Annotated in this window: 4 protein-coding genes and 1 tRNA gene; all 5 read left to right on the forward strand. The window is 39.1% G+C overall.

The genetic code is table 11. From position 1 onward, the window contains the following. Nucleotides 1-4 precede the first annotated feature (4 nt). The 5 genes from HQN86_RS18765 (at nt 5) to HQN86_RS18785 (ending at nt 5,998) form a co-directional block, all read left to right on the forward strand. A complete protein-coding gene (locus tag HQN86_RS18765) occupies nt 5-1,891 on the forward strand; it encodes a RagB/SusD family nutrient uptake outer membrane protein (RefSeq protein ID WP_172662409.1) in 1,887 nt (628 codons plus the stop codon). Between the two features lie 41 nt (nt 1,892-1,932). Further along, the gene (locus HQN86_RS18770; RefSeq protein ID WP_172662410.1) at nt 1,933-3,117 is read left to right on the forward strand and encodes a DUF5000 domain-containing lipoprotein; all 1,185 of its coding nucleotides are present in this window, start codon (nt 1,933-1,935) and stop codon (nt 3,115-3,117) included. A gap of 30 nt (nt 3,118-3,147) precedes the next feature. After that, a complete protein-coding gene (locus tag HQN86_RS18775; protein ID WP_172662411.1) occupies nt 3,148-4,278 on the forward strand; it encodes a DUF4998 domain-containing protein in 1,131 nt (376 codons plus the stop codon). Nucleotides 4,279-4,453: 175 nt separating this feature from the next. Then, nucleotides 4,454-4,525 (forward strand) — tRNA-Arg (locus HQN86_RS18780). A gap of 249 nt (nt 4,526-4,774) precedes the next feature. Beyond that, nucleotides 4,775-5,998 (forward strand): site-specific integrase, encoded by a 1,224-nt coding sequence (locus HQN86_RS18785; protein ID WP_172662412.1) that lies wholly within the window; start codon nt 4,775-4,777, stop codon nt 5,996-5,998. Nucleotides 5,999-6,112 lie beyond the last annotated feature (114 nt).

Below are 6,112 nucleotides of genomic sequence, written 5' to 3' on the forward strand. Positions count from 1 at the left end.
AATTATGAGAAAATATATTATACTCGGAGCCAGTTTTCTGGTCTTTTTAGCCGGGCTTAGTTCCTGCAAAAAATTTCTGGATGTTGTGCCTGATAACGTAGCTACCATTGATAATGCATTTACCTTACGTACACAGGCGAAGAAGTTTTTATACACTTGCTACTCCTTTATGCCGAAAAATGGCCAGTTGGGAGATGATCCGGCAATGGTTGGCGGCGATGAGCTCTGGGAAATACCCGAAAGAGGTGCTTATTTAGACATGGCCAAAGGATTTCAAAGTAAAGTAGGTCCATTGGGCGACAGGTGGCAGCAAATGTATCAGGGAATAAGAGATTGCAACATCTTTCTTGAAAACATTGGAAAGGTGCCAGACATGGAACCAGAAGAGAAGATTAGCTGGATTTCAGAGGTGAAATTTCTTAAGGCATACTATCACTTCTGTTTAGTTAGAATGTATGGGCCAATTCCCTTAATTAAAAATAATTTACCCATCTCTGCGGATGTTAATGAGGTAAAAGTTTTCCGCGATCCCGTGGATTCCTGCTTCAATTACATTGCAACCTTGCTTAACGAGGCAGCGCCTGGTCTTCCATTAACCATAATCAGTCCGGCAACAGAAGCAGGGCGTATTACCTTGCCAATTGCATTGTCTTTAAGGGCAAAAGTATTGGTTACTGCAGCTAGCCCGTTATTTAACGGAAATACAGACCAGTCGGCTTTAAAAAACTCGAATGGAACGCAATTATTTAATACTACGTATTCTAAAGCTAAATGGGATACTGCGGTTGTTGCCTGTAAAAGAGCAATAGATGTGTGTGCATCAGCAGGGATGAAATTGTATATTTATAATCCATCCTTTCAGCAATTTATCGTTAGCGATACCATCAAAACCCAATTAAGTATTAATGGTGCTGTTACAGAAAAATGGAATAGCGAGGTCATTTGGGCAAATACACAATCGGACACCTATAATTTACAAAGGTTAATATCTAGCTGGTGGGATCCCAGATATCTTGATGGTGTGATCACCAGAGGTGAGCTGTCGCCACCTTTAAAAATTGCAGAAATGTTCTATTCCTCCAATGGTGTTCCGATTAACGAAGACAAAACTTATGATTACACAGGCCGCTATAATTTACGGGTTTCGGGAGATGCAGATAGGCTATATGTACATAAGGGCTATACTACGGTAGGCTTACATTTTAACAGGGAGCCACGTTTTTATGCCGACTTAGGATTTGATGGAGCTGTCTATTACGGGCACGGACGTTATGACGACAAAGATTTTATGGGGCTATTTTATTTAGAAGGTAAATTTAAACAGCGTAACGGTAAAGGTAAATATGGATTCAATACTGTGACCGGATATAACCTTAAAAAGCTGATCCATTTTCAAAACGTCATCAATTCACAAGATGATTATTCGGTTGTTAACTATCCTTACCCAATTATGCGTTTGTCTGACCTGTATTTGTTGTATGCCGAAGCCTTAAACGAATCTGAAGGGCCGGGTACAGAAGTAAACAAATATATTGATTTAGTGAGAGCCCGGGCTGGTTTGCCTACGGTTGCTGCATCATGGACTAACTTCTCGACCAATCCAGTAAAATACCAGAATAAGGACGGTATGCGCGCTATTATTCATCAGGAAAGGTTAATTGAACTATCTTTTGAGTCGCAGCGCCTATGGGATCTTCGAAGATGGAAAGAATCTGCCACCGAATTGAATAAGCAAATTCTTGGTTGGGATCTTTCACAAACAGAACCTATTTCCTACTATAGAACTACAGTGGTTTATAACCAGTCGTTTGGATCAAAGGACTATTTCTGGCCTATTGACGAAAACTATATTGTTAACAATAGAAATTTGGCTCAAAACTTAGGTTGGTAGATCATATCGTTTAAGGACTAATCATTTAATTAAGAGAGAAAATGAAAAAAATATATTTTATCGGAGCATTGTTCACCGCTCTTTTATGGTACGGTTGTTCAAAAGAAGGGCGGATGGATTTTGTAGATGGAAATACACCTGCTCCGATGCAAGTTAGCAATATAAAAGTAGAGGCAACCCCAGGGGGCGGCATATTAACCTACAAGCTTCCTGCAGATTTAAACCTGGCTTATGTTAAGGCTGTGTATGAAATACAAAAAGGTGTGTTTAGAGAGGCGAAATCATCGAGATATACAGATACCCTTCGTTTGGTAGGTTTTGGAGATGAATTGATTCACACAGTGAAGGTATACAGTGTTGCTGCCAACGAAAAAGAATCTGAACCGATTTTGGTTGAATTACAACCAAAAACACCCCCTGTTAAATCTGTATTTGAATCAGCAGTTTTTAAAGAAACCTTTGGTGGGGTTAACGTAGCTATATTAAATCCTTTTAAAGCGGATTTGGCAATAGTAGTATTGAAAGATACCACAGGAAACAATAACTGGGTTACGGTGAGGACCTTTTATACAGCAGCCACCGCCGGAGATTTTGCCGCCCGCGGTTTTGATGCTAAAGCACAAAAATTTGCAATGTACATCCGGGACCGCTGGAATAATAAATCTGATACGATAATTAAGACATTAACCCCTAAACCTGAAATCGAAATACCAAGCGATACGTATAAAAAATTGGTATTACCTACTGATCAGGTTGCTCTTGCTAATGCCGGTTATAATATTGAGAATTTATGGAATGGCTTAGCCGATAGAAGACTTTATGCTTCATCAAACGCTTCATCTCTACCGCAATGGATCACGATTGACTTAGGGAAAAAAGTTTTGCTGAGTAGATTTAAACAATACATGGAACAAAATGACCATTGTTATACCGGATCTGGTTTGAAAAATTTTGAACTGTATGGCTCAAATTCCCCAAATCCGGATGGCAGCTGGACAAGCTGGACTTTGCTTGGTGAATTTACCACACTTAAACCATCAAACTTGCCGTTAGGTCAAAAAACAAATGAAGATATTAATTATGCGTGTAACCTGGGGGCTGATTTCTATTTCGCCACGCAACCCGCTGCCGTACGGTACCTTCGTTTGAAATCTTTAGAGACCTATAGTAGTCCGGGGCAGGTAGTAATCATGGAGCTTAAATTCTTTGGACAAATAGTACCATAGATGGCTTATCTAAACAAAAAACATAGTATTATGAAAAAGACATATCATTTCAGTTTAATATTATTTGCCGCAATCTGTCTGGTTTCTGCCTGTAGAAAGATTGATGCAACATATAAAGAATACGTTGTCCCTTCTGGTTTGGTCTACCCCGGAAAAGCAATAGCAATTGCACAGTCTGGGCGAAACAGGGTCCAAATTGTATGGCCAAAGGGTGTTGATAAGACTGTTGTTAAAGCCAAAGTTTATTGGAATAGTTTTGCCGATTCTGTAGTTGTTGATGTTGCTGCGATTACCGGGGATACGGTAAAAGTAATGGTAGACAATTTGCAAGAGAAAAACTACACATTCGTTATCCGGACCTTTGATGCGCAGGGAAATATCTCTGTTCCGGTAGAAGTAAATGGTGGATCTTATGGAGAAAGGTATCAATCGCAATTATTAACCAGGCCCGTAAACTCTACATTGATCAATGCGGCGGGAAAGTTAACCATAAACTGGGGTGGCGCTGATGTTGCCAACGGAGCTTATGCCTCAGAGATTAAATACACGGATGTTTCGGGAACTGCCAAAACTCAAATATTCCCGGTACTAGTTAAAACTACTGAAGTAAAAACTACAGAAATAACCGACATGCTGGCAAATACAAATTACCAGTTTAGAACGATATTTAGGCCAGACTCATTGAGTGTTGATAAGTTCTATACGTCTTATTCAGATGGTGGTTTGTTCTCTATTGATAAAGGAGACTGGCATGTTGTTGCGTTTTCGTCTCAACATCCCGGCGGGGATAATGCAGCAGTTAATTTTATTGACGGGACCGAGCATACTCGTTGGCATACCTGTGCTGGTTGTTCAAATTATCCACATTGGATAGTAATTGATATGGGTGCACCTAGAATACTTACTCAATTTGGAGTTTGGAGAACAGATTTTGATTCACCTGGTGGAGATAAACGTGGACCGGATAAGTTTGAGTTTTTAACCAGCACAGATAATGTAACCTGGGTAAGCCAGGGAAGTTTTGATTTCGATCATAACTTGAACGGTGAGCAACGTTATGTGCTTCCTAATAGTCCAAAAGCAAGATATTTTAAATTTGTTGGTACTCAAGGATCAGATAGTAATATGGTGCTGGGTGAAATCAGTGCCTACGGCCTTTAAAGAAACAAGCTTAGGTGCAATAAATGCTTGTAAATTAGTTTGGTTTGCCAGCGGGGTGGTTCCTGCTGGCATTTTTATGAAAGTTAAATTTGTTGGAAGTACTATTTAAAGGCATTGTTTTATTATTATATTTGCGCCTGCTATTACTATTTATTCTTTAATAGCATTTATTATTGGTCCCGTAGTTCAACGGATAGAATAGAAGTTTCCTAAACTTTAGATATGAGTTCGATTCTCGTCGGGACCACTGAAATGAGTAACAAAACGTACAAAAGCCTGCAAATCGATGATTTGGAGGCTTTTTTGTTTTGGTGAGGTGCCAAATTATTCAACTTTTACTGTTTTCAAAGTGAGTAATTCGGTGAGTCACTACTTTGAAAATGCTGACTCACTGGACATGGGGTAAGTTTCTGATTAACAACATGTTCGGAAAATGTACATCTTGTTTAGAGAGGGCTGTAATTCTAATTTTGTTCACATTAAAAATGAGTAGATTATGAATGCAAATTATTCTTTGCTTTTTTATCTCAAAAAGCCGAAAAATTATGTGCCTGGGAGGCCTAAACCTATTTACATGCGAATTACAGTAGAAGGGATTCCTAAAGAGTTGTCTGCTGGTCGCGATTGTGATCCTAAAAAGTGGTCCTCTAGAGCCAATAGATGTAAAGGTGATAGAGAAGATACCCGGCTGCTTAACCGTCACCTGGAAAGCTTGGAAACACGTATTGAAGAAATTCACACACGGTTAATAAGAGAGGGGGTGAAAGTAACTGCTCAGGTGATTAAGAATAGGTATTTGGGAGTTGCCGATAAGCCGCGTTATTTGATGGAAGTTTTTGCTGATCACAATGCAAAAATTGAAGCCTTAATCGGTAAGGGTTTTAAGTCGAATACCCTTAAAGGATATAAAACGTCTTTTTCACATATGAGTTCTTATTTGCTGAAATGCTATAAGAAGCCTGATGTTGACGTGTGTATCGTCGATTATGCTTTTGTGATTGGATATGAGTTTTATCTCCGGTCAGAAAAGGGCTGTTGTCCGACAACTGCTGCTAAGTATATGGTGCATTTTCAAAAAATCACAAACCTTTGTCTGGCTTTCCGGTGGATTAAAGAAGACCCTTTTGTTTTTTATAAAAATACAGCTCAGGCTAAAGAAAGAGAATATCTAACTCAGGAGGAGCTGGATGTTGTTACGCAAAAACGTTTCACTATACAAAGGCTTGCTCAGGTTCGTGATATATTTGTTTTCAGCTGCTATACAGGACTTGCCTATATAGATGTGAAAAAGCTTCGCCGTACAGATCTTAAAAAAGGTGTGGATGGTAATCTCTGGATTTTTACGGATCGGGAGAAAACAGGGGCGGCAACCCATATCCCACTTATGAGCGGCGCTATTGATTTAGTCGATCGTTATAGTGATCACCCGGAATGTGTCAATAAAGGGCTTATGTTTCCTGTGTTAAGCAATCAAAGAATGAACAGCTATCTGAAAGAAATAGCCGATGTCTGTGGGATTACGAAATCTCTGACTTTTCATATGGCTCGCCATACTTTTGCTACAACTGTAACCCTAAACAATAATGTGCCAATTGAAACAGTATCTAAAATGCTGGGGCATAAGAGCATTAAGACTACACAGCATTATGCGAAAGTTCTTGATTTAAAAGTTGGGAAGGATATGGCTTTGTTAAACCAGAAATACGGAAAGGGAAAATAGAACCTTACTATTTTAAATGGCTATGGAGTTAGGATCTGTAGATCTCTTTGTTGTCGCTATCCTTATTTAAGATATAACCTTGTCCGTTTCTTTTGATTATTACCATATTTATGT

It is taken from the genome of Pedobacter panaciterrae (assembly GCF_013204795.1).
Taxonomy (GTDB): domain Bacteria; phylum Bacteroidota; class Bacteroidia; order Sphingobacteriales; family Sphingobacteriaceae; genus Pedobacter; species Pedobacter panaciterrae.

Excerpts from the sequence above, each read along its gene's own strand:
- HQN86_RS18765 (WP_172662409.1), top strand. The coding sequence starts at position 5 with ATGAGAAAATATATTATACTCGGAGCCAGTTTTCTGGTCTTTTTAGCC.
- HQN86_RS18770 (WP_172662410.1), top strand. The coding sequence starts at position 1,933 with ATGAAAAAAATATATTTTATCGGAGCATTGTTCACCGCTCTTTTATGG.
- HQN86_RS18775 (WP_172662411.1), top strand. The coding sequence starts at position 3,148 with ATGAAAAAGACATATCATTTCAGTTTAATATTATTTGCCGCAATCTGT.
- HQN86_RS18785 (WP_172662412.1), top strand. The coding sequence starts at position 4,775 with ATGAATGCAAATTATTCTTTGCTTTTTTATCTCAAAAAGCCGAAAAAT.